The sequence below is a fragment of the Yinghuangia sp. ASG 101 genome (assembly GCF_021165735.1).
Classification (GTDB): domain Bacteria; phylum Actinomycetota; class Actinomycetes; order Streptomycetales; family Streptomycetaceae; genus Yinghuangia.
On record NZ_CP088911.1, the window covers coordinates 3,219,131 to 3,240,306 of the forward strand.

The following is a 21,176-nucleotide window of genomic DNA, read 5'->3' on the forward strand; positions in this document are numbered from 1 at the left end:
GGGATCGGCAATGCGAGTGGTGATCGCGGGTCAGGGGTACGTCGGCCTGCCGCTGGCGGTCCGTGCCGCGCAGGTCGGGCACGACGTCGTCGGCTACGACACCGACGAACGGCGCGTCAAACAGCTCGCCTCGGGTGAGTCGTACGTCGAGGACATCCCGTCGGCGCGGGTGCGCGACGTCCTCGGCACCGGGCGGTACCGGGCGACCGCCGAACCGCGCGGGCTCGGCGGGTTCGACATCGCGGTCATCACGGTGCCGACGCCGTTGCGGGACGGCGCGCCGGACCTGACGTACATCGAGGACTGCGCGCGGACGCTGTCGCGCTACCTGCGGCCCGGGGCGACCGTGGTGCTGGAGTCGACGACGTACCCGGGCACCACGGAGGAGTTGGTGGGGCCGGTCCTCGAAGAGGGGTCGGGGCTGACCGCCGGGCGGGACTTCCATCTCGGCTACAGCCCCGAGCGCATCGACCCGGGCAACCCCGTGTGGAATCTGGTCAACACGCCGAAGGTCGTCTCCGGGATCGACGCGGCGTCGCTGGAGATCGTCGACGCGTTCTACGGCTCGCTCGTGGACCGGACCGTGCCGGTCTCGTCGCCCAAGGAAGCCGAGCTGGTCAAGCTGATCGAGAACACGTTCCGGCACGTCAACATCGCGCTCGTCAACGAAGTCGCGATGTTCGCCCACGACTTGGGCATCGACGTGTGGGAGGCGATCGACGCGTGCTCGACCAAGCCGTTCGGGTTCATGCGGTTCACCCCCGGGCCCGGTGTGGGCGGGCACTGCCTGCCGATCGACCCGTCGTACCTGTCGTGGCGGGTGCAGCGCACTCTTGGCCAGAGCTTCCGCTTCGTCGAGCTGGCGAACGACGTCAACAACCACATGCCGGACTACGTGGTACGCCGCCTCACCGCCGCGTTCAACGCGCGGCGCATGTCGGTGAACGGGTCGCGCGTGCTGCTGCTGGGCCTGGCGTACAAGAAGAACACCGGCGACGCGCGCGAGTCGCCGTCGACGCGGATCGCGGGGCTGCTGCTCGACCTCGGCGCGGACGTGACGGCGGTCGACCCGCACGTCGACCTCGCGCAGCCGGTCGACACACGGCTGCGGCGCGTCGACCTCACCGCCGATGCCGTCACGGCCGCCGACGCGGTCGTGCTGCTCGTCGACCACGACGACACGGACCTCGAACTCGTCCGCGGGCACGCGTCGTACATCCTCGACTGCCGGCGCGCGCTGACGCCGGCGGACAACGTGGAGGTGCTGTGAACGGCGTCGCGGGCGTCACCGAGGCCCGGCAACTCACCGACCCGCGGCCCGGATTCACCCCCGCCCGCCTCGCCCGGCTGGCCCGGCGCGCGGTCGCCGACCTCGAACTCGACCTGACCGGCCGCGTGGTGCTCACCGAGGCCGCGACCGGGGCGTACGTCGTCACGCCGGTCATCGCGGCACTCGCGGGGGCGGCGCGGGTCATCGCGCTGGCGAAGGAGACGCGGTACGGCACGGTCGAGAACGTCCGGTCGCTGACCGACACGGTGGCCCGGACCGCCGGGACGCGGCACCCGATCGAGATCGTCACCGCGCTGACCCCGGACCTCGTCGGTGCGGCCGACATCGTCACCAACAGCGGCCATCTCCGGCCCATCGACGCGGAGTTCGCCGCCCGGCTCAAGCCCGGCGCGGTCGTCCCCCTGATGGTCGAGGGCTGGGAGATCGGCCTCGGCCGCGCCGACGTCGACCTCGCCGCACTGCGCTCCCACGGCATCGCGCACGGCGGCACCAACGAACACCACTCGCGCGTGGGCGTGTTCGAGCACCACCGGGCGATGGTGCTGCGCCTGCTGTCGGATTGCGGCATCGCCGCGCACGGCGCGAACTGCGTGGTGCTCTGCGACAATCCGTTCGAACCGGAGATCGTCGACGGGCTGGTGCACGCCGGCGCGCAGGTGCACTACGCCCGTTCGCTGGACACGGTGAACACCCCGCGCGACGTCGACGCGGTGATCGTCGCCCTGCGTCCGCGCGGGCTGCCGGTGATCGGGGCGCACGAGGCCCGCCGGATCGCCGCCCGATGGCCCGGCGCGGTCGTCCTGCAGGTGTGGGGCGACATCGACCGGACCTCCCTGGAGAGGGAGGGGGTTCCGTTCTGGCCGGCGACCGGCCCCGCCCCCGGCCACATGGCGATCCTGCCGTCGGCCGTGGGCCCGGAACCGATCGTGCGGCTGCAGGCCGGGGGCCTGAAGGTCGGTCAGGTCCTGTTGATGCCACCGGAGTTGCGGACGGACGAGGACAAGGAGTACGTCGATGTGCTCTGACGGCGGCAGGGCGCGGGTGGTGCTCATCGGCCTGGGCCCGACGGCGGCGGACGCCCTGCACGCCCTCGTGGAACGCTTCGACGTCGCCGCCTTGGTGCGCCCCGGCGACGACGAAACGACCGCGCTGGCACGAACGTTGGACGTGCCCGTCGTATCGGGAACGCGCATCACCGACATCGGGCACCTGGTCGCGGACCTGTCCCCCGACGCGGCCGTGGTGTCGTCGTACGACCGCATCCTCCCCGACCACGTGCTCGCCCACTGCCCGTTCGTCAACGTGCACTACGCGCCGCTGCCCCGCGGACGCGGCCGGGCCAACGTGAACTGGGCCGTCATCAACGGCGATACGGAGACGGCGATCACCGTTCACAGCATGGTCCCGGGCCTGGACGCGGGCGGAATCCTGTACCAGGAGCCGGTCCCCATCGGCCCGCGCGACACCGTCACGGATCTGTATGACCGCCTCAACGCCCGCCAACGCGCGGTCCTCGCGGACGCGGTCGCCCGCCGCCTCACCGGCGACGAAGGCGAGCCGCAGGACCACACCCGGGCGACCCACGGCTGTACGCGGCTTCCCGACGACGGGGAGATCCCCTGGAGTGCGACAACCGACGCGATCGACCGCCTGGTACGGGCCCTGACCCCGCCGTACCCCGGCGCGTTCACCCACCTGGGCCTGGCGGAGCTGAGAGTCCTCCGCGCGGAACCCGCCCCCGACGCACCGGTGTTCACGGGCCGGATCCCCGGCCGTGTGGTCCTGGTGGACCGCTCGGGGGAAGGCTGGGTGGACGTCCTGACCGGGGACGGAGTGCTGCGCCTCCACGAGGTGGCCTTGGGCCCGGACGGCCCGCCGTCCCCCGCGAACACGCTGATCACGTCGGTGAAAACCACGCTCGGCCTGCGCACCGCTGACCTGCTGGCGCTGCTGCGCCAGGCACGGTCGTGACCACGGTCCGACGTGCGGGGCCGGACGCACCGGCAGCAGTTGTGCTCATCGCGTGGACCGTCGACGGCGCCACCGCGACCCATCCGAGCGGAGACCGCCGCCTCGGCTGAGGCCCACCGCCTCCCGCGCCGCGCGGCGAGCGCTCGTCTACCGCATCGCCGCCAACTTCTTCGCCAACCCCTGTTTCGGCACGGGCACCCACACGCCGCCGGCCGCACCGCCCAGCGTCGGCCCGACTCCCGGGCCCACCTCGCCGTAGGAGTACCCGGCGGCGTTCAGCTTGTTCACCGAGTCGAGAGCCTGCTGGGGGGTGAGGCCGCGCGTGGGCACGAACTCGTGGCCTTTCACCACCGCGCCGGCCATCGGCCGCCCGCCAAAGCCGGCCAGTCCCGCGGACGCCGCCTTCGCCGTGAGCTTCGCCTGCGTCTTCGGATGCTGCGACGACTTGGTCATCCGGCCCTCCCCGTCCGGCGGACCCACTGCCCGCCGCTTGGCAGATCGCGCAGTCTACCGCGCGCGGCGTCCCCTCACTCGGCCGCGGCCCACAGCACGGTGTCGTTCCGGTCGACGATGACCACCGAGCCGTCGTCCCGCACATCGAGCGTGGCACCGGGATGGCCTCCGGTCCCGCTGCTCCACAGGACGTCGCCGTCCTCGTCGAACAGGACGAAGTCACCGTCCTGCTGCATCACCGCGCGCCACCCCCGGGGCCAGGCGTTGTCGGCCGCCCACGTGGGTTCGCCCAGGTGGTACACCACCAGGTTTCCGTCCACCTGGAGCCGCAGGACCGTATCGCCGTTCGGGGACGTCATCGCGTCGTTGCGCGTCAGCACCTTCTGCGGCGCGGCCGGGGAGGACGCTCCTCCCGTCGGCGCCGAACCCTCCGCCGGGGACCCCGGATCGGTCACCGACGGCGGCACGCGACCTGTCACCGTACTTCCCGACGACGGCGCGGACGCGTTCGTGTCCCCGTCGCCGCCGGTCAGCCACAGGACGACCGCCGCGGTGCCCGCGGCGATCACGGCGGTGGCGACGGCGACGGCGGTGACCAGACCGGCGCGGAAGACGCCGCGCCGGACCGGGCCCTGCTCGGCGGGGGGAAGCGGCACCGTCCCGAGGAGGGGCCCGGGCACCGGCACCCGCGGCGCCACCACCGGGGCGAGCGCGCGCAGGCGGTCGCGGACCTCGTCGGCCGTGGCCGGGCGCCCCGCGGGGTCTTTCGCCAGCATGGCGCCGACGAGATCGTCGAGGACGCGGGACGTCTCGGCGCGGTGGGCGCGCAACGGCGCGGGACGCAGGCGGAGGTGCGCGTTCATCGTGGCGAAGGCGTTGTCGGCGACGAACGGTGGTCGCCCGGTGAGCAGTTCGTAGAGGACGCAGCCGAGGGAGTACACATCCGAGCGCGCGTCGCCGGGGTGTCCGCCGAAGCGCTCCGGCGGCATGTACGCCCACGTCCCGACCACGTGGCTCGACGTCGTGGCCGTCCCCGCGAAGCGGGCGATACCGAAGTCCAGGACCGTGACCGTGCCTTGACCGGTCAGCATCAGGTTCGCCGGCTTCAGGTCCCGGTGGACGACACCCGCCCGGTGTGCCGCGGCGAGCGCGTCCGCGGCCTGCGCGACCCATTCCACCGCGGTCGCCATCGGGGGAACGCCGCCCCGGCGCAGCACCCGCGCCAGATCGCTGCCGTCCACCAACTCCATGACCAGGAACAGCGTTCCGTCGTCGTCCTGGCCCACGTCGAAGACCGTGACCACACCGGGATGCCGCAGCGCCCCCGCGGTCCGTGCCTCGCGGAGGAAGGCGTCCGTCGCGCCGACCGCCTCGGGTTCGCCGCTCAGCAGCTTCACCGCGACGCTGCGTCCGATCCGGATGTCGGTGCCGGCCCAGACCTCGCCCATCCCGCCCCGGCCCAGCAGGCGCACGAGTTCGTATCGGCCGACCAGAATCCGGCTCACTCTGCCCCCGTCACCGCAGTCCCGCGTTGCCCTCCGCAGTGTGCCACTCCGACGGAGCCGCCGTCGCCGGTCCCACCCGCAACGGCACGGTGCCGCCCGACAGGCACGCGCCCGTCCTCAGGTCCCACGTCCAGTGGTGGCGGGGGCATTCCAGAACGCCGTCGGCTATCTCGGCGTGGGCCAGGTCCTCGCCGGCGTGCGGGCAGAAGCGCTGGAACGTGTGGCCGTCGCGCTCGACGGTCGCACCGGAGGCCGCTTCCGCACGCTCGCGGAGCATGTGCGTGGTCTGCACGGGCTGGTTGCCGTAGCGCAGCAGGCTCATCAGGGTCAGGTCGAAGGTGTCCGGGTCGCGGTGGAGGCTCAACCGGAGGGACAGCAGCGCCTCCTCCCAGCCGATGCGCCGGTCGACGATGGCGCGGAGCGCGCGCGGGGGGACCTGGATGGTGTAGCCGGCGTCGATCGGGTCGGCTTCGAGGACGCCGCCCACGCGGCCGAGGCGTATGCCCCAACTGGCCCCGTCGGCGACGAGCCGCACGTCGCGCTCGTAGTCGGCGAGGAAGCGCCGGTTCCAGTCGGTGAGTTGCCGGAAGTACGCGTGCAACTCCCCGGCGGTCACCGGTTCGTACGGCTCCTCGTGGTACGCCGCCCACTCGTCCGCGCGGCGGGCGCGGTACGCGGCGAGGTAGGCGTCCGGGTCGTCGCGCCACCGCCCCCGGTCGGGGTCGTCGGACGGGGTGACGCCGTCCGCCGTGAGCGCGTCGCCCGGTTCCAGGCACAGCGCGTCGACACCGGGGCACGCCGCCGCGAAGTCGCGGGCGAGGTCGTCCCACAGCGGGAAGATGGTCTCCGCGTGGTTGTTGAAGCGCTCCAACTCGGGGTCGAGGAAGCACGGCGGCCCGGCCGCGGGGAGGTACGTCGACGCGCCCGTCAGCCGGACCTTGCGCACCAGGGTGTCGAACAGGTCGCCGCGGACCTCCGCGGTCTTGCGGCGCTGCACCTCGTCCGGGTACGCGTAGCAGTTCGGGTACCACATCGCGCCGGAGTACTGCGCCGACAACACGTCGACGTCGGCGGGCAGTTCGGACAGCGGCGTGTTGCAGTCGTTGAGGTCGAGGAACCTGAACCCGTCCAACTCGACCAGCAGTCCGCTGTCCTCCTTGTGGCTGGTGTCGAGCAGCATCGTGAGGGCGAACCCCTCGGCGACCTCGTGCCGTTCGCGGTGCCCGAGGGCGATCACCTCGCGGAAGCCCAGCTCCGTGAACCTCCGGACGAGCGCCTTCGAGCGGAAGCGCGGCACGACGACGGTGGTCGTGTCGTGGTCGAGGAGTTCGAGGGTGCTCGCGTCGAAGTGGTCCTCGTGGGTGTGCGACACATACAGCACGTCGTAGGCGGCCGACGCGACGTCGTCCAGCAGCGGGCGGTTGTCCGGGAAGGGGAACCACGAGGCCAGGAACGCCGGATGGAACCACGGGTCGACGAGCAGCCGGACGCCCGCGTGGGCGATCTCGTAACCGGCGTGGCCGAGCGAGCGGATCGACGCGCCGGGCGGCAGCGCGCGGCCGGTCACGGCGTGCCTCGCAGCGCGTTCGCGAGGGCCTTGGCCAGCGCCTCGGCCACGCGGGCCTGCTGGTCCTCGGTGATCTGCGGGAAGAGCGGAAGGGTGAGGATCTCCCCGGCCGCGCGCTCCGCGACCGGGAAGTCGCCTCGTGCGTACCCGAGTTCGCCGAAGGCGGGCTGGAGGTGGACGGGTACGGGGTAGTGGACGCCCGCGCCGATCCCCGCCGCGCCGAGGTCGGCGAGGACCGCGTCCCGGTGCGGGACGCGCACCGCGTAGAGGTGCCAGACGTGGTCGTTGCCGGGGGCGGTCCGCGGCAGCCGCAGGCCGTCGTCGGCCAGGTCCGCCAGCAGCGCGTCGTAGCGGGCCGCCGCGGCCCGCCGGGCGGCGTTGCCGGCGGCCAGGCGGCGCAGCTTCGCGCGCAGCACCACCGCCTGCAGCGTGTCGAGGCGCGAGTTGACGCCCAGTCGGCTGTGCACGTACTTGCGCGGTGACCCGTGGTCGGCGATCTCCCGGACGACACCGGCGAGTTCCCCGTCGTCGGTGAGGACCGCACCCGCGTCGCCGTACGCGCCGAGGTTCTTCCCCGGGTAGAAGCTCGTCCCGGCCGCCCGGCCCCACGTCCCCGCCGCCCGGCCGTGCCGAGTCGCGCCCTGGCACTGGGCCGCGTCCTCGAAGACCCGCAGACCGGTGTCCGACGCGAGCGCCACGAGCGGTTCCATCGGGGCGAGTTGGCCGTTGAGGTGGACCGGGAGAAGCGCCCAGGTGTCGGCGGCGGAGGCGGCCCGCGCGGCCGAGTCCGGGTCGAGCAGCAGGAATTCGTCGTCGACGTCCGCGAACACCGGTGTCCCGCCCGCCCGCACGACCGCCTCCGCGGTCGCGACGAACGTGTTCGCGGGCATCACCACGCCCGCGCCGGGCGGCATCGCGTCGGCCCGCAGCATCAGCTCCAGCGCGTCGGTGCCGTTCGCCACGCCGACGCAGTGCCCGACGCCGCCGAATCGCGCGAACTCCGCCTCGAACGCCGCGACATCCGGCCCTCCGACGAACGCGGCGGAGGCCTGCACCCGCTCGAACCCCGCACGCACCTCGTCCGCGACCTCGGCATGGGCCGCGCGCAGATCGACCAACGGAATTCCGCTCATCCCCGTCCCCCACCGCGTCCGATCGGGCAACTCCTCGCCGCACTGGCGGCGTTCATGTGCGCGCCTCCGTACCGTCCGGCGCCGCGACACCCGCCGCAGCATAGAACTCGGCGGCCACGCGGTTCTGCTGGACTTCCGTCATCTCGTGGAACAGCGGGAGGATCAGCGACTCGCGGGTCAGCGTCTCGGTCGCCGGGAGCGGCCCGTGCGCGACGTCGGCGTACGCCGGTTCCAGGTGGGCGGCCATGATCCCGCGGCGCGCCGAGATCCCCGCCGCCGCCAGCCGCCCGAGCATCGCGTCGCGCGCGACCGGGAACCCCGGTTCCAACAGCACCCAGCACGCCTGGTGGTTCGTCTCACCGTACGCCGTGCCCTCCGCGTCGACGGGGTCCCCGACGAGCCGCAGCCCCGGTACCCCGGCGAGCAACAGGCGGTACGCGTCGGCCAGTTCGCGGCGCCGCGCGACCATCTCCGGGAGCCTGCCCAACTGCACGAGGCCGATCGCGGCCTGCACATCCGTCATGCGGTAGTTGAAGCCGAGTTCGTCGTACGACTCCAGGACCGGCGCCCCGCCGCGGCGGTCCGCCGCGTCCCGGTCCGCCGCGCTGACGCTCATGCCGTGCTCGCGCAACCGCCGCAGCCGGGCGCCGACTTCGGGGCGGTCGACGGTCACCATGCCGCCCTCGCCGCAGGTCAGTAGTTTGCGCGGGTGGAACGAGTACGTCGCGAACGCGGCACCGGCCCCCGCCGGGCGCCCGCGCAGCGTCGACCCGGCCGCACACGCCGCGTCCTCGATCACCACGATCCCCGACGGGTCGCACAGCGCCCGCATCGCGTCGAGGTCCGCCGGTACGCCGCCCTGGTCGACCAGGATCACCGCGCGCGTCGCCGCCGTACGCACCGCCCGGACCGTCGCCGGGGTCAGGTTGCCCGTCGCCGGGTCGACATCCGCGAAGACCGGCGACGCGCCGACGTACCGCACGGCGTTCGCGGTCGCGATGAACGACAGCGAGGGCACGACCACTTCGTCGCCGGGCCCGACGCCCGCGACGGTCAGCGCGAGGTGCAGCGCCGCCGTGCACGACGAAACCGCCACCGCGTCGGCCGCGCCGATCCACCCCGCGAAGGCCTCCTCGAACGCCGCGACGCGCGGCCCCTGCGCGACCCAACCGGAACGGACCGCCTCCGCGGCGGCCTCCGCCTCCTCCGGCCCGAACCACGGCCGCATCACCGGAATACGCTCACCGGCCGACCCCACCGAACCCGCAGCCATCGAACCCGCCGACCCCACCGAACCCCCCACCCCGCCCCGGGCCCGGAACCCTCGCGGCCCGGGAACTCCTCGACAGCACAAGCTACTTGTTGGCGCGCCACCACCGCACGAGACGCGACAGCCCCTCGTCCAGGCCGACCTCCGCCCGGAACCCGAGATCGCGCTCGGCCTTGCGGGTGTCCGCGAGCCGCCGCGTCACACCGCCCACCGCCCGCGCCGGACCGTGCTCCACCCCCAGCCCGGACCCCATCGCCACGAGCAGCCGCGAGGCCAGCTCCTTGAGCGACGTCTCCACCCCGCACGCGATGTTGTAGGTCTCATCGGTGACCGGAGCCGCCGCGGCCAGCAGGTTCGCGCGCGCGATGTCCTCGGTGAAGACGAAGTCCATCGTCTGCGCTCCGTCCCCGAAGATGAGCGGCGGCCGCCCGTCGGCGATGCGGTCCATCCACCGGATCAACACCTCGGTGTAGAGCCCGTGGACGTCCATGCGGGGGCCGTACACGTTGAAGTACCGCAACGCGACGTAGTCCAGCCCGTACATCGCGTGGAAGCTGCGCAGCAGCCCCTCGTTGAAAAGCTTCGCGGCGCCGTACAACGTGTCGTTGTCGTACGGGTGGTGCGTCTCCGCCGTCGGGAACTCCTCGGCGAGCCCGTACACCGACGCCGACGACGACGCCACGACCTTGCGCACGCCCGCCCGTTGCGCCGCCTCCAGCACGTCGAACGTGCCGTCGACCAGCACCTCCAGGGCCAACCGCGGCTCCTCGACACACCGCGTGATGCGGATCGCGGCCAAGTGGAAGACCACATCCGTGCCCGGCATCAGCCGGGCCAGCAACTCCCGGTCCCGGATGTCGCCTTCGACCAGCCGGCAGCGCCCGCCGCGGTCCGGGGCCAAGGCGTGCGCCAGGTTCTCCGGCCGACCGCGCGTCAGGTCGTCGAGCACCACGACCTCGCCCGCGCCCGCGTCGAGCAGTCGGTCGACGACCGCCGACCCGATGGTGCCCGCCCCGCCCGTGACCACGCACTTCGCACCCGGCAACGGCACACCCGCGCCGGAGGCGTCCTCGTCCGCCAACTCTCCGCTCCCCATGGTCGGTTCAGCCCTTTCCGCGCCCCGCCGGCACCGCGGGCGGAAACACCCGCGGCCCCGCGTCGACCGGGCGCGCCGCCGGCACCCCCGGGCCGACCGGCACCGCGAGCCCGCCGGTCTCCAGACTCCGCGACGCCGCCTCCAGAAGCTCCAACACCCGTACCCCGGCCCGGCCGTCGGTCAGCGCGGGCCGCGACTCGGCGATCGCGGAGGCGAATTCGGCCATCACCCCGCGCAACGCCTCGGTCTCCGGCAGCGCAGGCGACACGACGTCGCCCGTGCGGTAGGAAACGAGCTTGCTGTACCGCGCCTCGCGGCCGAGCGCGGCGTCCTCGGCCAGGTCGATGCCCTTGTCGTGGACGTGCAGCCGCGCGGCCGGGTTCATGTCGTCCCACACCAGCGTGCGCCGCGAACCGCCGATGATCGTGGTGCGCACCTTGGTCGGCGACAGCCAGTTGACGTGCACGTGCGCCATGGCCCCGGTGTTGAGCCGGACCACCAGGTAGGCCAGGCACGCCCGCCCGGTGCCGATCGGGTCCGCGCCGTGGGCGGCGATCGAGATCGGGTGCACGCCCGGCGGGAGGATGAAGTCGAGGATCGACAGGTCGTGCGGCGCGAGGTCCCACAGCACGTCGACATCGGGCTGCACGATGCCCAGGTTGATCCGCACCGAGTCGATGAACTGCACGTCGCCGATCTCGCCGCCGTGCAGCATGTCGCGGATCCGGCGCACCACCGGCATGAAGCAGAACGTGTGGTCGCACATCAGCGTGAGCCCGTTGCGCTCGGCGAGTTCGACGAGCTTGACCGCGTCGGCCCGCGACGACGTGATCGGCTTCTCGACCAGCACGTGCTTCCCGGACTCCAGTGCGGCGCGCACGAGTTCGAAGTGCGTCGCGGCCGGCGTCGCGATCGCGACCGCCCGCACCGCGTCGTCCGCCAGCACCTCGTCGTACGCCGCCGTCACCCGGACCGTGCTGTACGCGCCGAGGACCGCGCGGGCGCGCGCCTCGTCGAGATCGCACAGCACTTCGACCCGCAGGCCCGGTGTCGCCTGCGCGTTGCGTACCAGATTCGGCCCCCAGTAACCGGCGCCGATCACCGCCAACCCCACTGACGCCATGGCGCAACCACTCCTCGGCTTCCCCCCGCCGCACGCCCCCCTGGCCTGCGGCACCCCCACCGCGGCGAACGCGGCCGAGCGCGGCCCTCCGGACCCCGCCGCCGGCATGGACCCCCCACCCCGGCGCGGTATCCGCCGTCATGCGGACCGCCCACCCGACGCTAGCGCCCGCGCGGCGCCCGCGGATGCCCAACGGGCAGAAAAACCCGGGCGAACGCGCCCTCGGGCGACCCGGCCCGCGGCCCCCGAACGGCCGGGTAACGCCGAATGGCTTCTGTGGCGGTGATCACTTAGGGTCACCCGGGTGGTGAGGCGAGCGAGACCGTTTGGCACTCTGTGTCGGGCGGATGATCATCCGCTTGCCGTTGCGTAACCGTCGTATTGCCGTTGTACGACAGGCGAAAAGCCGCGATAGGACGGTATGTGATGAAGAATCAGCTCCGACGCAGAAGGGAAGCGACGTGGCCGCCCCGCCCCAGCCGACGACCAGCCGGGCACCGACGAAGACCACGGGGCACCCCGAACGCATGACGGCCCGGGTGCCGCGCGACAGCATCCTCCCCGCCGTCGCCGCCGCATTGTTCGTGGGCAAAAAGGTACGAACCCGGGCAGGAGCGAAGGGTGACACCGTCCCCGCGCCCCACGAACTCGTCCGCTCGTTCCTCGCCGGCCTTCCGCCGGAGCGCCGGGAGCGCTGGAACGGCCGGTGCCCCGAGGTCGAATTGCTGTCCGAGCACATCGCGGAAGCCGAGGAGAGCCGCCGGGGCCGCGCCGCGAAGCGGCCGTTCACCCTTGCGGACGCCCGGCGCGCCCTGCGGGGCGCGAAAGTCACGCTGCGTCGCATTCGCGAGGAAGGCGATCCCGAGCACGGCGGTTATCAGCCGCCGTGCCGCTCGTGCGCGGCGCTGCTCGACCACTTCGGTGTGACGGTGAAGGAAGGCTGACGATGTCGCGTTTCCCCACCGACGTGATCTACGAACTCAAGCGCGCCGGCTGGCGGGTGGGCCGCAAACGCCTCGAACAGGCGGAGATGTGGGCGAAGGAGGTCGCCGACCACACCTCCCCCGACGGCTACCGGCACTCGGTGTTCCCGGCCGCGCTCGACGCGTGGTCGGAGTTCGGCGGCCTGCGCGTCGTCGTCGACGGGCCGGGCGCGGCCGTCGCGCGGCGGCCGTTCACCATCGACCCGACGCTGGGCCTGCACCTGACGCGCACACTCGCGGACGTCGGCCGCAGCCTGGGCACCAATCTGTGCCCGCTCGGCGGCGAGGACGACGGCGCCGGATTCCTCGCGATCGACCCGGCCGGACGCGTGTTCGCGATCGACCACACCGGCGAGTGGTACCTCGGCGCGAACGTCGACGCGGCCCTGACGGCCCTCGTCCTGGGCGCCGCACCGGCCCGGGTCCACGACGACGGCACATGGGAGTCCGTGCGCTGACCGCCCCCGCAACGGCCCCGCCCCTCACCGGGGTCGGCCGCATGCCGGACGAAGTCGCCCGCGATCCGCCCGAGTTCGTTCGCGCGTGTGCGGGGACCGCTCAGGAGTTGAAGGCGCTCTGCGCGCGTTCGAGCCCGTCGGTGATCAGAGACTCGACCGCGTCCGCCGCCCGGTCGACCTCGACGTCGAGGCCCTTGCGCTCGGTGGACGAGAAGTCCCGCAGCACGAACGCCGCGACGTCCATGCGCCCCGGCGGACGGCCGATGCCGAACCGCACCCGGTGGTAGTCGGGACCGAGCGATTTCGTGATCGACTTGAGCCCGTTGTGGCCGTTGTCGCCGCCGCCGCGCTTGAGGCGCAGCACCGCGAAGTCGATGTCGAGCTCGTCGTGGATCACGACGATGCGCTCCGTCGGCACCTTGTAGAAGTCGCGCAGCCCGGTGACCGGGCCGCCCGACAGGTTCATGTACGTCATCGGCTTCGCCAGGACGACGCGGTGCCCCGCGATCCGGCCCTCCACGACCTGCGCGCGGGACTTGTGGGCCTTGAACCTGCCGCCGGCGCGCTCCGCGAGGAGGTCGGCGACCATGAAGCCGATGTTGTGCCGGTTGCCGGCGTACTCCGGCCCCGGGTTGCCGAGGCCCACGACGAGCCACGGACCGTTGTCCGCGTCGGCGTGGGCCTGCGACGTCACCATGCTGTGTGCCTCGTGGAGTCCAAGGTTGTCGTTGACGGTGCCCGACCGAGGCTCAGGCCTCGACGGTCTCCGCGGGAGCCTCGGCCGCCGCCTCGTCGGTCGCCGCGGCCTCGGCCGCCGCCGGGACCATGACGTGCAGGACAACGGTGTCGCCATCGACCGCGAGGGACGTGCCCGACGGCAGCACGATGTCCTTGGCGTGCACGGACTGCCCGGCCTCCAGGCCCTCGACCGAGACCTCGACGGCCTCGGGCAGGTGGGTGGCCTCGGCCTCGACGGGCAGCGCGACGAGCACGGTCTCCAGCAGACCGCCCGGGGCGACCGTGCCGGTCGGCTGCACCGGCACCTCGACGACGACCTTCTCACCGCGCTTGACGAGGATCAGGTCGACGTGCTCCAGGTGGCGCTTGATCGGGTGGCGCTGCACGTCCTTCGGGAGCGCCAGCTCCTTCTTGCCGTCGACCTCGAGGGCGAGCAGGACGTTCGGCGTCTTGAGCGCGAGCATCAGGTCGTGGCCCGGCAGCGACAGGTGCACGGGAGCGCTGCCGTGACCGTAGAGAACTGCGGGAACCTTGCCCTCGCGACGGGCACGTCGCGCGGCGCCCTTGCCGAACTCGGAACGCGACTCGGCGGCGATACGGACCTCGGACACGACGGGTACTCCTCGAAACGACGCGGTGGCGAATGAGCGGGGTGGGACCCCGATGGAGGAGGCCCGACCGGAGCGACGCTTGAGGAAGCGGACGGACTCGATCGGACCCCTTGGCGCCCGAGCGGCGCCGGGTTCCCGGAAGCCGGGAGGAGCATGCCAGCCGTCTGCCACCGCGTCGATCACGGAGCAGATCTCGCATCCCTCGCCGGGCAACCCCGCAAGCCTACCCACAACATCGGGCGACCCTGAAATCGGGTCCCTCCCGAACAGGCGGACGCCGCCCGGCCAGTGACCGGGCGGCGTCCGAACATCCGTGTCGCGACCGGGCGGTGGCGGTGCCGCGCCCCGGTCGTACGGGCTCAGCCGTGGCCGTCGAACAGGCTGGTCACCGAGCCGTCCTCGAACACCTCGGTGATCGCGCGGGCGACCATCGGCGCGATCGACAGGGTCGTCAGCTTGTCGAACTGCCGGTCCTCGGGGATCGGCAGCGAGTTGGTGACGATGACCTCGCTGATCCGCGAGTTCTTCAGCCGGTCCACCGCCGGGCCGGACAGCACCGCGTGCGTCGCGGCGACGATGACGTCGGCGGCGCCGTTGGCGAACAGCGCCTCCGCGGCGGCGCAGATCGTGCCGCCGGTGTCGATCATGTCGTCGACCAGCACACACGTGCGGCCCTTGACGTCACCGACGACCTCGTGCACCGAGACCTCGTTGGCGACGTTCGGGTCGCGGCGCTTGTGGATGATCGCCAGCGGCGCGCCGAGGCGGTCGGTCCACTGGTCGGCGACGCGCACGCGCCCGGCGTCGGGCGACACGACCGTCAGGCGCCCGCGGTCGACGCGCTTGCCCACGTGGTCGGCGAGCAGCGGCAGCGCGAACAGGTGGTCGACCGGGCCGTCGAAGAAGCCCTGGATCTGCGACGTGTGCAGGTCGACGCACATCAGGCGGTCGGCACCCGCGGTGCGGAACAGGTCGGCCATCAGCCGCGCCGAGATCGGCTCACGGCCGCGGTGCTTCTTGTCCTGGCGCGCGTACCCGTAGAACGGGATGATCACGGTGATGCGCTTCGCGGAGGCCCGCTTGAGCGCGTCGACCATGATGAGCTGCTCCATGATCCACGTGTTGATCGGAGCCGTGTGGCTCTGGATCACGAACGCGTCGGAACCGCGCACCGATTCCTCGAAGCGCACGTAGATCTCGCCGTTGGCGAAGTCGAACGCCTTGGTCGGAACGAGGCTCGCGCCCAGCTCGGTCGCCACCTGCTTCGCCAGCTCGGGGTGCGCCCTGCCGGTGAAAAGCATGAGCTTGCGCTCGGGCGCCAGCTTGATCCCGCTCACTGATCCGTCTCCTTGTTGCTCGCCTCGACCTGACCGACGGTCGGCCCTGCCGTCTCCTGCACGCCCCCGACCCCATCCCGAACCGATGCGGACTCCGGCCGCGCTGTCTCCCGTCGCGCGGCCTCCGCGGCGGCGGCGGCGGGCGAACCCGCGCGCCGACGCGTCACCCAGCCCGTGATGTTGCGCTGGCGCCCGCGCGCCACCGCCATCGCTCCGGGCGGGACATCCTCGGTGACCACCGATCCGGCCGCCGTGTAGGCGCCATCACCGATGGTCACCGGCGCCACGAGCATCGAATCGCTGCCCACACGTACATGGTCGCCCACAACCGTGTGGTGTTTGGCCACTCCGTCGTAATTCACGAAAATCGTAGCGGCCCCGATGTTGGCCCCGACACCGATGGTCGCGTCGCCGACATACGACAGGTGCGGGACCTTGGAACCCTCGCCCACCTGCGCGTTCTTCATCTCCACAAACCCGCCGGCCTTCGCGTTCCCGGCCAGCACGGTACCCGGGCGCAGATATGTGTACGGCCCCACGCTCGCGCCCGGACCCACGACCGCGCCCTCGCAGGTCGCGTTGAACACGTGAGCGCCGGCGTCGACGACGGTGTCACGCAGCGTGCAGTTCGGCCCGACCTCGGCCCCCGCGGCGATCGAAGTGCGCCCGTACAACTGGGTGTTCGGCAGCAGCGTCGCGTCGGGCTCCAGCGTCGCGTCGACGTCGACCCAGGTCGTGGCCGGGTCGACGACCGTGACACCGGCGCGCATCCAGGCCTCCAGGACGCGCTGGTTGAACAGCCGCCTGGCCTCGGCGAGTTGCACGCGGTCGTTGATGCCGAGGATTTCGCGGTGGTCGGCCGCGGCCACGGCGCCCACGCGGTGCCCGGCGGAGCGCAGCACCGCGAGGGTGTCGGGGAGGTACTCCTCGCCCTGGCTGTTGTCGGTGGTCAGACCCGAGAGCGCGGCGCGCAGGAGCTTGCCGTCGAACGCGTACACCCCGGAGTTGATCTCGGTGATCGCGCGCTGCGCGGCGTCGGCGTCCTTGTGCTCGACGACGCCGCCCACGGCGCCGTCGCCCTCGCGGACGATCCGGCCGTACCCCGTCGGGTCGGGCACGTGTGCGGAGAGCACCGTGACGCCGTTGCCCTCCTGCTGGTGCGTGTCGACCAGCGCGGCCAGTGTCCCGGTGGTGAGCAGAGGGGTGTCGCCGCAGACCACGACCACGGTGCCGGACGGTTCGCGCCCCCGGTCGGCGAGCGCGTCGACCGCGACGCGGACCGCGTGCCCGGTGCCGTTCTGCTCCTCCTGCACGACCGGGAGGGCGTCCGGGTCGAGTTCCGCGAGGTGGGCGGTGACCCGGTCGCGGCCGTGCCCGACCACGACGACCAGCTCCTCGGGGTCCAGCCGTCTGGCCGCTTCGACCACGTGCCCGACCAGGCTGCGCCCGGCGAGTGCGTGCAGGACCTTGGGGGTGGTCGCGGACTTCATGCGGGTGCCCTCACCCGCGGCGAGTACGACAACAGCAGCGGGGCGGACGGGGCTCACGCCGGTGGCTCCTCGGCTTCGCGTGCGGGGGACCGCCCGGCGACACGACGGGCACGGCGGAGCGAGCGCGCCGTTAATTACCGGACACCCCGAGGATACCGGCCGGCTGCCCTGAAGACGCCACTTGGAGAACAGCTCCGCTGCCAGGACTCGAACCTGGACATAGGGTTCCAAAGACCCCAGTGCTGCCGATTACACCACAGCGGATCGCACGGTCGACCGCTCCTGTTTTCCCCTCAGGAGACCCGGTCGCGCAGGAACCTACTATGCCAGCCCGCGGGCATCGTACGCCTCGGGATAAGCCCCTCCCGACGGCTTCCCGGCGCGCTCCCGGCGCGCCCGGAAACCCGGTTGACGGAATGGATCTCTTCCCCCACCCCGCGCTGGTGCCATACTGGCGACAACCTACGCCCCCGTAGGTTACGCATCCGTATGCCATAAAAATGCTCTGAAATCGCCTCCGTCCTCCGACGAGCGAGGGAATCCATGACACCTCCGTCCGGCACAGCCGTGCTCGCAACCGAGACCGAGACCCCGACGCCGTCCCCGATAAGGGGCACTCTGGGCGGGGAGCAGAAGAATCCGGCCGAGCAAATCGCACTCGCGCTGTTCATCGGCATCCCCTTCGCGGCGCTGATCGCCGCGGTCCCCGTGATGTGGGGCTGGGGCCTGTCGTGGGTCGACATCGCGCTGGTCGTGGTCATGTACGCGATCACCGGGCACGGCATCACGATCGGCTTCCACCGCTACTTCACCCACGGATCGTTCAAAGCCGGCCGCAAAGTGCGCGTCGCGCTGGCGATCGCCGGCAACATGGCGGTCCAGGGGCCGCTCGTGCGCTGGGTGGCCGACCACCGCAAGCACCACAAGTTCTCCGACCAGGAGGGCGACCCGCATTCGCCGTGGCGCTACGGCGGGGGCGTGCGCAACCTCGCCAAGGGCATGTGGTGGTCCCACATGGGCTGGCTCTTCGACCCCGAGCAGACCCCGCAGGACAAGTACGCCCCCGACCTGCTCAAGGACGCCACGATGGTCCGGGTGTCCCGGCAGTTCCCGATGTGGGTCGCCGTGTCGCTGACCTTCCCGGCCCTCGTCGGCGGCCTGGTCACGTGGTCCTGGCAGGGGGCCCTGACGGCGTTCTTCTGGGCCGGCCTGGTCCGGGTGGCCCTGCTGCACCACGTGACGTGGTCGATCAACTCGATCTGCCACGCGGTCGGCAAGCAGCCGTTCCGCTCGCGCGACAAGTCCACCAACGTGTGGTGGCTCGCGATCCCGTCGATGGGCGAGTCGTGGCACAACCTGCACCACGCGGACCAGACCGCGGCCCGGCACGGCGTGCTGCGCGGCCAGCTCGACACCAGCGCCCGGATCATTCGCTGGATGGAGAAACTCGGCTGGGTATCCGATGTGCGATGGCCGGACCGCGCGCGGATCGCCTCGCGGCGCGCGGCATGATGGATGGATGACCGAGAGCAGCAGACGCGGCGGTTCACGCGCGGGTCGTGTCCGCATGACCGGCAAGGAACGGCGCGAACAGCTCATCGACATCGGTCGGACGCTGTTCGCCGAGCGAGGCTTCGACGCCACGAGTGTGGAGGAGATCGCCGCCAAGGCGGGCGTTTCGAAACCGGTCGTTTATGAACATTTCGGTGGCAAGGAGGGGCTCTACGCGGTCGTTGTCGACCGCGAGATGAGAATCCTCCTCGACGGCGTCACGAGCGCCCTCACCGGCGGCCACCCCCGGGAACTGCTCGAACAGGCCGCGTTCGGCCTGCTCGACTACATCGAACATTCGACCGACGGCTTCCAGATCCTCGTCCGGGATTCGCCCGTCGCCCAGTCCACCGGCACGTTCGCGTCGCTGATCAGCGATATCGCGTCCCAGGTCGAGCACATCCTCGGCCTGGAGTTCGCCTCGCGCGGCTACGACCCGAAACTCGCGCCGATGTACGCCCAGATGCTCGTCGGCATGGTGGCGCTGACCGGGCAGTGGTGGCTGGACGTGCGCACCCCGGCGAAGTCGGAGGTCGCGGCCCACCTGGTCAACCTCGCGTGGAACGGCCTCTCCGGGCTGGAACCGAACCCGCGCCTGGTGACGCGCCGCAAATCCGACCCCTCCTGAGGCGGCGGGCGGCGGCCACAGGTCGGGAAGCGCCGACGGCCCGCGTTTTCCGTCCCCCGGCCGCCCCCGGCCGCACGCCGCGAGGCCGCGTTCACCGGCCCGATGGCGGGACCGGCGCCGGGGCCGCGATCGCCCCGGCCACCGGCGGGACCGTCACGACGGCGACGCCCCCGTCGCCCAGTCGGGCAGCGGCTCGGCGGCGGCGAGCCAGGCCGCGGGGACGCCGTCCAGCCCGGTGCGGGCGGCGACGACGCCGCCGGTGATGGCACACGTGGTGTCGACGTCGCCCAGGCCGTTCGCCGTCGTCCACAGCGCCTCGACGAGGTCGTCGGGGTGGTGTGCGGCGGTCCACAGCGCGAACGGCACCGTGTCGGGGCACGACATGCGCAGGCCGGTGCCCAGGACCTCCGCGGCGTGCCGCCACGTGGTGCCGTCGGCGAATCGCGCAGCCGCGCGCAGATTGCCGCGCACCTCGCCGTGCGGTGTGAGGTCGGCGACCCGGCCGAGGAAGTCCCCCGGGGCTCCGGCCGGTTCGTCGCGGCCCGCGGCCATGAGCGCCGCGGCCACCGCGACGGCGACCGCGCCCGCGAGGGCCTCGGGGTGCGCGTGGGTGGCCTCCGCGCTGAGGGCGGCCTGCTCGACGACCGCGTCCAGGTCGTCCGCGTACCACGCGCCGAGCGGGGCGACCCGCATCGCGGAGCCGTTGCCCCACGAACCCTGGCCCTCGAACTGCGCCGCGGTGACGGCCGACCAGTCCTCGCCCGCGTGGATCGCCCGCAGGACGCCGTGCATCGACGGGCCGTACCCGCGGTGCGGGTCGGCCACGTACCGGCTCGCGAAGTGGCTCGCGAGGGCGCTCTGGTCGATGTGGCCGAAAACGTGCAGGACGCGGACCACCGACAGCGCCATCGCGGTGTCGTCGGTCCAGCGCCACGGGCTTTCCTCGGGTGTGCGGCGCGCGGCCAGGGCCTCGGCCCGCTCGGCGCCCTTCCGGTGGAACCAGCGTTGTCCGAACGAGTCCCCGAGGGCGAGGCCGCGCAGGGACCTGGCGGCGCCGTGGATGCGGTTCATGGCCCCGATCATGACGGCTCCCGGCCCGGTCCGCCCTCGAATTTCCCTGCGTACGACCGGTTCTGACGATACGTCACCCGGTGTTGACGGCGACCGCGAAGACCCGGCGGAACGGCAGCACCGTCCCGAGGTCCCGCTCGGGGTACGCGTCCGCCAGCAACGCGCCGTACTCGGCGAGGAATTCGCCCCGGTCGGCGTCCGCGAGCGCGGCGAGGACGGGCCGCAGCGCGGTGCCCTCCATCCACGACAGCACCGGATCCGGCCCGTGCAGCACGTGCAGGTACGTCGTCTCCCACGCGTCGACGCGGAACCCGGGCCGGGCCAGCGCGTCGAGGTACCGGTCGGCGGAATGCGCCTCGAACGGCCGGGGCTCGGCGCCGATCCGGTCCTTCCACCGCGCGGACGCCGTGAGTTCGGTCAGCAGCACGTGCGCCGGGTCGGCGAAGTTGGCGGGGACCTGCACCGCGAACGACCCGCCGGGGGTGAGGGCGTCCGTCCACCGCGGCAGCCGCGCGAGGTGCCCGGGGACCCAGTGCAGCACGGCGTTGGTGACCATGACGTCGGCACCGTCGTTGGGCAGCCAGTCGTCGGTCGTGAGGTCGGCGGTCGAGAAGTCGAGGCCGGGCCGCGCGAGCTTCCGGGCGGACGCGACCATGGCGTCCGAGTTGTCGAGCCCGGTGACGTGCGCGTCCGGCCAGCGGTCGGCGAGTTCGGCGGTCGCGTTGCCGGGCCCGCAGCCCAGGTCGAGGACGCGCAGCGGCGCCGGGGTGGGGATGCGGGCGATCAGGTCGTGGAACGGGCGCAGGCGGTGATCGGCGTGGCGGAGATAGGAGTTCGGGTCCCACATGGCGGCCTCCGGAGGCGGTCGGCGTGTTGTCCGGCGGTGGTTCTCTTGACGTC

General features: G+C 72.4%; 20 protein-coding genes and 1 tRNA gene. 7 read left to right on the plus strand and 14 right to left on the minus strand.

The genetic code is table 11. From position 1 onward, the window contains the following. Positions 1-10: 10 nt before the first annotated feature. The 3 genes from LO772_RS13430 to LO772_RS13440 are packed head-to-tail and all read left to right on the plus strand — an operon-like array spanning position 11 to position 3,262. Positions 11-1,270, plus strand: coding sequence for a nucleotide sugar dehydrogenase (locus LO772_RS13430; protein ID WP_231778640.1), 1,260 nt, complete (start codon positions 11-13; stop codon positions 1,268-1,270). After that, positions 1,267-2,316: a hypothetical protein gene (locus LO772_RS13435; RefSeq protein WP_231778641.1), complete on the plus strand. Its 1,050-nt coding sequence runs from the start codon at positions 1,267-1,269 to the stop codon at positions 2,314-2,316. The genes LO772_RS13430 and LO772_RS13435 overlap by 4 nt, the downstream gene beginning before the upstream one ends. After that, positions 2,306-3,262 (plus strand): methionyl-tRNA formyltransferase, encoded by a 957-nt coding sequence (locus tag LO772_RS13440; RefSeq protein ID WP_231778642.1) that lies wholly within the window; start codon positions 2,306-2,308, stop codon positions 3,260-3,262. Before LO772_RS13435 ends, LO772_RS13440 begins: the two co-directional genes overlap by 11 nt. 147 nt (positions 3,263-3,409) lie before the next feature. On the opposite strand, the gene LO772_RS13445 is transcribed toward LO772_RS13440, so the two are convergent. From LO772_RS13445 to LO772_RS13475, 7 genes are all read right to left on the minus strand, one after another. Next, complete coding sequence (locus tag LO772_RS13445) at positions 3,410-3,715, minus strand: hypothetical protein (RefSeq protein WP_231778643.1); 306 nt, start codon at positions 3,713-3,715, stop codon at positions 3,410-3,412. Positions 3,716-3,789: 74 nt separating this feature from the next. Then, positions 3,790-5,220: a protein kinase domain-containing protein gene (locus tag LO772_RS13450; protein WP_231778644.1), complete on the minus strand. Its 1,431-nt coding sequence runs from the start codon at positions 5,218-5,220 to the stop codon at positions 3,790-3,792. 10 nt (positions 5,221-5,230) lie between these two features. Next, a complete protein-coding gene (locus tag LO772_RS13455; protein WP_231778645.1) occupies positions 5,231-6,787 on the minus strand; it encodes an MBL fold metallo-hydrolase in 1,557 nt (518 codons plus the stop codon). Beyond that, positions 6,784-7,920: a DegT/DnrJ/EryC1/StrS family aminotransferase gene (locus tag LO772_RS13460; protein ID WP_231778646.1), complete on the minus strand. Its 1,137-nt coding sequence runs from the start codon at positions 7,918-7,920 to the stop codon at positions 6,784-6,786. The genes LO772_RS13455 and LO772_RS13460 overlap by 4 nt, the downstream gene beginning before the upstream one ends. A gap of 52 nt (positions 7,921-7,972) precedes the next feature. Further along, on the minus strand, positions 7,973-9,148 hold the full coding sequence (locus tag LO772_RS13465) for a DegT/DnrJ/EryC1/StrS family aminotransferase (protein WP_231779534.1): 1,176 nt from the start codon (positions 9,146-9,148) through the stop codon (positions 7,973-7,975). Between the two features lie 127 nt (positions 9,149-9,275). Next, entirely contained in the window at positions 9,276-10,286 is a 1,011-nt protein-coding gene (locus LO772_RS13470; protein WP_231778647.1) for an NAD-dependent epimerase/dehydratase family protein, read from the minus strand. A 7-nt stretch (positions 10,287-10,293) separates the two neighbouring features. Then, entirely contained in the window at positions 10,294-11,409 is a 1,116-nt protein-coding gene (locus LO772_RS13475; protein WP_231778648.1) for a Gfo/Idh/MocA family protein, read from the minus strand. 359 nt (positions 11,410-11,768) lie between these two features. Between LO772_RS13475 and LO772_RS13480 the strand changes: the two genes are divergently transcribed. Next, positions 11,769-12,353, plus strand: coding sequence for a YwqJ-related putative deaminase (locus LO772_RS13480; protein ID WP_231778649.1), 585 nt, complete (start codon positions 11,769-11,771; stop codon positions 12,351-12,353). Between the two features lie 2 nt (positions 12,354-12,355). Beyond that, positions 12,356-12,850 carry an SUKH-3 domain-containing protein gene (locus LO772_RS13485; protein WP_231778650.1) on the plus strand — a complete coding sequence of 165 codons (495 nt, stop codon included), beginning with the start codon at positions 12,356-12,358 and terminating at the stop codon, positions 12,848-12,850. Positions 12,851-12,950: 100 nt separating this feature from the next. On the opposite strand, the gene pth is transcribed toward LO772_RS13485, so the two are convergent. From pth to LO772_RS13510, 5 genes are all read right to left on the minus strand, one after another. Beyond that, positions 12,951-13,547 carry an aminoacyl-tRNA hydrolase gene (pth, locus tag LO772_RS13490; protein WP_231778651.1) on the minus strand — a complete coding sequence of 199 codons (597 nt, stop codon included), beginning with the start codon at positions 13,545-13,547 and terminating at the stop codon, positions 12,951-12,953. Between the two features lie 52 nt (positions 13,548-13,599). Continuing rightward, positions 13,600-14,199, minus strand: a complete 600-nt coding sequence (locus tag LO772_RS13495) for a 50S ribosomal protein L25/general stress protein Ctc (RefSeq protein ID WP_231778652.1) — start codon at positions 14,197-14,199, stop codon at positions 13,600-13,602. Between the two features lie 359 nt (positions 14,200-14,558). Next, entirely contained in the window at positions 14,559-15,536 is a 978-nt protein-coding gene (locus LO772_RS13500) for a ribose-phosphate diphosphokinase (RefSeq protein WP_269453200.1), read from the minus strand. Continuing rightward, positions 15,533-17,083, minus strand: coding sequence for a bifunctional UDP-N-acetylglucosamine diphosphorylase/glucosamine-1-phosphate N-acetyltransferase GlmU (gene glmU / locus LO772_RS13505; RefSeq protein ID WP_231778653.1), 1,551 nt, complete (start codon positions 17,081-17,083; stop codon positions 15,533-15,535). The genes LO772_RS13500 and glmU overlap by 4 nt, the downstream gene beginning before the upstream one ends. Before the next feature lie 135 nt (positions 17,084-17,218). Then, positions 17,219-17,290, minus strand: a tRNA-Gln gene (locus LO772_RS13510). 279 nt (positions 17,291-17,569) lie between these two features. On the opposite strand from LO772_RS13510, the gene LO772_RS13515 reads away from it, so the two are divergent. Next, a complete protein-coding gene (locus tag LO772_RS13515; protein WP_231778654.1) occupies positions 17,570-18,538 on the plus strand; it encodes an acyl-CoA desaturase in 969 nt (322 codons plus the stop codon). Between the two features lie 7 nt (positions 18,539-18,545). Then, the gene (locus LO772_RS13520) at positions 18,546-19,205 is read left to right on the plus strand and encodes a TetR/AcrR family transcriptional regulator (protein ID WP_231778655.1); all 660 of its coding nucleotides are present in this window, start codon (positions 18,546-18,548) and stop codon (positions 19,203-19,205) included. 153 nt (positions 19,206-19,358) lie between these two features. On the opposite strand, the gene LO772_RS13525 is transcribed toward LO772_RS13520, so the two are convergent. Further along, positions 19,359-20,276, minus strand: coding sequence for an ADP-ribosylglycohydrolase family protein (locus LO772_RS13525; RefSeq protein ID WP_231778656.1), 918 nt, complete (start codon positions 20,274-20,276; stop codon positions 19,359-19,361). Between the two features lie 73 nt (positions 20,277-20,349). Further along, positions 20,350-21,123 (minus strand): methyltransferase domain-containing protein, encoded by a 774-nt coding sequence (locus tag LO772_RS13530; RefSeq protein WP_231778657.1) that lies wholly within the window; start codon positions 21,121-21,123, stop codon positions 20,350-20,352. Positions 21,124-21,176 lie beyond the last annotated feature (53 nt).

What these genes read in the sequence shown, in the direction of transcription:
- LO772_RS13430 (WP_231778640.1), top strand. Translation starts at nt 11, where the DNA reads ATGCGAGTGGTGATCGCGGGTCAGGGGTACGTCGGCCTGCCGCTGGCG.
- LO772_RS13525 (WP_231778656.1), bottom strand. Translation starts at nt 20,276, where the DNA reads ATGAACCGCATCCACGGCGCCGCCAGGTCCCTGCGCGGCCTCGCCCTC.
- LO772_RS13530 (WP_231778657.1), bottom strand. Translation starts at nt 21,123, where the DNA reads ATGTGGGACCCGAACTCCTATCTCCGCCACGCCGATCACCGCCTGCGC.
- LO772_RS13485 (WP_231778650.1), top strand. Translation starts at nt 12,356, where the DNA reads ATGTCGCGTTTCCCCACCGACGTGATCTACGAACTCAAGCGCGCCGGC.
- LO772_RS13445 (WP_231778643.1), bottom strand. Translation starts at nt 3,715, where the DNA reads ATGACCAAGTCGTCGCAGCATCCGAAGACGCAGGCGAAGCTCACGGCG.
- pth (WP_231778651.1), bottom strand. Translation starts at nt 13,547, where the DNA reads ATGGTGACGTCGCAGGCCCACGCCGACGCGGACAACGGTCCGTGGCTC.
- LO772_RS13470 (WP_231778647.1), bottom strand. Translation starts at nt 10,286, where the DNA reads ATGGGGAGCGGAGAGTTGGCGGACGAGGACGCCTCCGGCGCGGGTGTG.
- LO772_RS13520 (WP_231778655.1), top strand. Translation starts at nt 18,546, where the DNA reads ATGACCGAGAGCAGCAGACGCGGCGGTTCACGCGCGGGTCGTGTCCGC.
- LO772_RS13460 (WP_231778646.1), bottom strand. Translation starts at nt 7,920, where the DNA reads ATGAGCGGAATTCCGTTGGTCGATCTGCGCGCGGCCCATGCCGAGGTC.
- LO772_RS13475 (WP_231778648.1), bottom strand. Translation starts at nt 11,409, where the DNA reads ATGGCGTCAGTGGGGTTGGCGGTGATCGGCGCCGGTTACTGGGGGCCG.
- LO772_RS13440 (WP_231778642.1), top strand. Translation starts at nt 2,306, where the DNA reads ATGTGCTCTGACGGCGGCAGGGCGCGGGTGGTGCTCATCGGCCTGGGC.
- LO772_RS13465 (WP_231779534.1), bottom strand. Translation starts at nt 9,148, where the DNA reads ATGCGGCCGTGGTTCGGGCCGGAGGAGGCGGAGGCCGCCGCGGAGGCG.
- LO772_RS13515 (WP_231778654.1), top strand. Translation starts at nt 17,570, where the DNA reads ATGACACCTCCGTCCGGCACAGCCGTGCTCGCAACCGAGACCGAGACC.